This is a genomic window from Moorena sp. SIO2C4, from assembly GCF_010672485.1.
In the GTDB taxonomy this organism is placed as follows: Bacteria; Cyanobacteriota; Cyanobacteriia; order Cyanobacteriales; family Coleofasciculaceae; genus Moorena; species Moorena producens.
Window position 1 is genome coordinate 1 of record NZ_JAAHGN010001122.1, and the last position, 2,359, is coordinate 2,359.

Annotated in this window: 3 protein-coding genes and 2 pseudogenes; 3 read left to right on the plus strand and 2 right to left on the minus strand. The window is 41.5% G+C overall.

Features of this window, described 5'->3' with window-relative positions; translation table 11 throughout:
- Positions 1-116 (minus strand): annotated as a pseudogene (locus F6K20_RS34505) (IS630 family transposase); the annotation flags it as partial.
- 169 nt (positions 117-285) lie between these two features.
- Here F6K20_RS34505 and F6K20_RS34510 point away from each other — a divergent pair.
- Both F6K20_RS34510 and F6K20_RS34515 read left to right on the plus strand, forming a co-directional pair.
- Positions 286-432, plus strand: coding sequence for a hypothetical protein (locus tag F6K20_RS34510; protein ID WP_287297806.1), 147 nt, complete (start codon positions 286-288; stop codon positions 430-432).
- Between the two features lie 395 nt (positions 433-827).
- Positions 828-1,073, plus strand: a pseudogene (locus F6K20_RS34515) (Uma2 family endonuclease); the annotation flags it as partial.
- A gap of 43 nt (positions 1,074-1,116) precedes the next feature.
- Here F6K20_RS34515 and F6K20_RS34520 read toward each other — a convergent pair.
- Entirely contained in the window at positions 1,117-1,296 is a 180-nt protein-coding gene (locus tag F6K20_RS34520; RefSeq protein WP_287297808.1) for a hypothetical protein, read from the minus strand.
- 175 nt (positions 1,297-1,471) lie between these two features.
- On the opposite strand from F6K20_RS34520, the gene F6K20_RS34525 reads away from it, so the two are divergent.
- Complete coding sequence (locus F6K20_RS34525; protein ID WP_008185992.1) at positions 1,472-1,993, plus strand: DUF29 family protein; 522 nt, start codon at positions 1,472-1,474, stop codon at positions 1,991-1,993.
- Positions 1,994-2,359: the final 366 nt, after the last annotated feature.

The window sequence follows — 2,359 nt, forward strand, 5'->3', positions numbered from 1 at the left end:
CAACCCAAAACTTCAGCAATTTCTAACTGTGTTTTTCCACTATTCAACAACAGCAAAATTAAAATACGTTCTCTAATATTTCCATTTTCTTCTATTTTTAAGGCTTTTTGAAGTATTGTTTTTTGCTGTCAGATAATTTTTTGCTGGCATATTTCCTATTATTGGGTTATTTATTAATTTTTATTATACCAATTTAAATGCCGAACAGCTTATTACAAATTACAAGCCAGTTCACCCTCCTTCACAACCACAGGTAAAGCGCCCAAGTTAAGTAAATATAAGCATTTGGGGAAGGCTGGAAGTGAAGCCCATGTTGCCGGGGTGATGGCTGTAGCGAGAAGAACCATAGTTTCCGAATTACAAAAAACTATTGATTCTCTTAAAAATAGCTTATTAGATATTTCTTTCGACTCCGAGCTTAAAGATATCTAAGTCGGGATATTATTCGCGATTATAAATCGCGAATAAATTGTCTCTTTTTTCCAAAATGGGATGCTCCCAATTTTTTCCCATTGGGAATCTGTTAAGTCTCCTCTTGCGATCTCAGTCGAGGCAAGTTTTTCAGCGAGCGCTCTCATCACAATACCTGAATCATTTTACTTCACTATAGCAGTTTGCAGACACGCCCTAGTAACTTTTCCCAATATTTGTCAGGGTAAGCGCAAGAATCAATAAGCTGTAGCTTATTGATAAAAAACTGGGTTCATTCTCAACTATTAAACTCTATTGAGAATAAAGTTCTACGAGATTATAGGGGTTTCGAGCCACGATCAACCGATATCCAGCCAATGCACATTATGGGCAATTTTTTCTTGCGCTTACCCTGCAATATTTGTCCTGATTTTGTAGTGGAGTTACGATCTAGTTCAGATACTCTTAAATCTTGGCAAGATAAGATGGTTGAGTATATCGAAAATGGTGCTAATTTAGGCTGGTTAATCAATCCCCAAAAACGCCAAGTTGAAGTTTATCGACCGGGTTTAACAGTAGAAATATTAGATAATCCTGTTGAGTTGTCTGGTCAGGAGGTTTTACCAGGTTTTTTCTTGGATTTGCATCGGATTTGGGATTGACCAATACCTAAAAGGCTAATGGAAAAGCCGATGCAAGGATTAATTACACAAGCCCCTGAAAATTATCCCCATCTCCCCATCTCCCCACACCTCCCACACCTCCCCATCTCCCCACACCTCCCACACCTCCCCATTTTCCCACACTTTCCACATTTTCCACAGTTTCCACATTTTTCACACCTCCCCATTCCCCCACACTTTCCACACTTTCCACACTTTCCACACTTTACCCATCTAACCGATACTGCCATCGCTTAGATCCGTTAACTATTTTTTGCCCTCGAAGCTATTTTCCTAGCACCGTGCTATTGACTTTATTCAGTTAATATGCGTGCCAGATGACTTGTGCAGTTTCTTCGATAGGCTAAAGGGAACCATAAATCTGTGAGGACTGGGGTATGACTCAAGAATTAATCGATCTCAGAATAAGTATCCTAGAGGGACGCTACGCAGATGCCTTAGCAATTGTAGATGAGTTGGAACAGATGACTAAACGCGCAACTCTGCATCAGATTGAATCCTATTTAAACAAGGCATTGATTAACTTGATTAAAAACCAAGTAGAGGAGCGTTTGGCAAATTCTTGGGCAGCTTCAATTCGTGATTTCATTCGGGAAATCCAAAAACTGAATCTCAAAGATAACCAAAAATCCTATACTATCAATGCTGATCAATGGCAGTCATTGATTGACAATGAACTGGAGGCAGCAATTTCCACGGCGAGTGTGGAGGTTCTCAATGGTGCCTATACTCCAGCTCAACTTTCAAAACTAGTAGATAGAGCTCAGCTCAGGCAAACAACTCAAGATTTGCTGGCTTTGACATACCTCCATTCAAAAAAGGATTTACCTTTATTTATTAATGACTATTTAACTCAATTACCAGGAGGTTCTTATTGGAACCAAGATATACAACGATAAATCGAGTTATTCACAATCGACAATACCTATGACTTCCCTTCCTTTCTTGATGCAGTCGCTCATGGTTTTGGTTCTGTGTGAGGAACCTGCGTCCGCACCTTCTCAGCCCCGTGGAAACCACGGCAGTCGCTCATGGTTTGAAGTTACCGTAAGACAGGGGAGCCTTAATCAATAAGTTTTAACCCTTTTTTGCATAACCTACCAACCATAAAGGCTCCCCTGTCTAAGGTTTCGTCTCCGGGGGGGACCACGGCAGTCGCTCATGGGGGAAACCCCCGCATGAAGGCGCTGCCTCCCCAAGACCGCGCTGCCTCCCCAAGACCGCTTAGGTGCCCTTGACCCGTAATTTAATTCGCCACGGGTCGC

Excerpts from the sequence above, each read along its gene's own strand:
- F6K20_RS34525 (WP_008185992.1), top strand. The coding sequence starts at position 1,472 with ATGACTCAAGAATTAATCGATCTCAGAATAAGTATCCTAGAGGGACGC.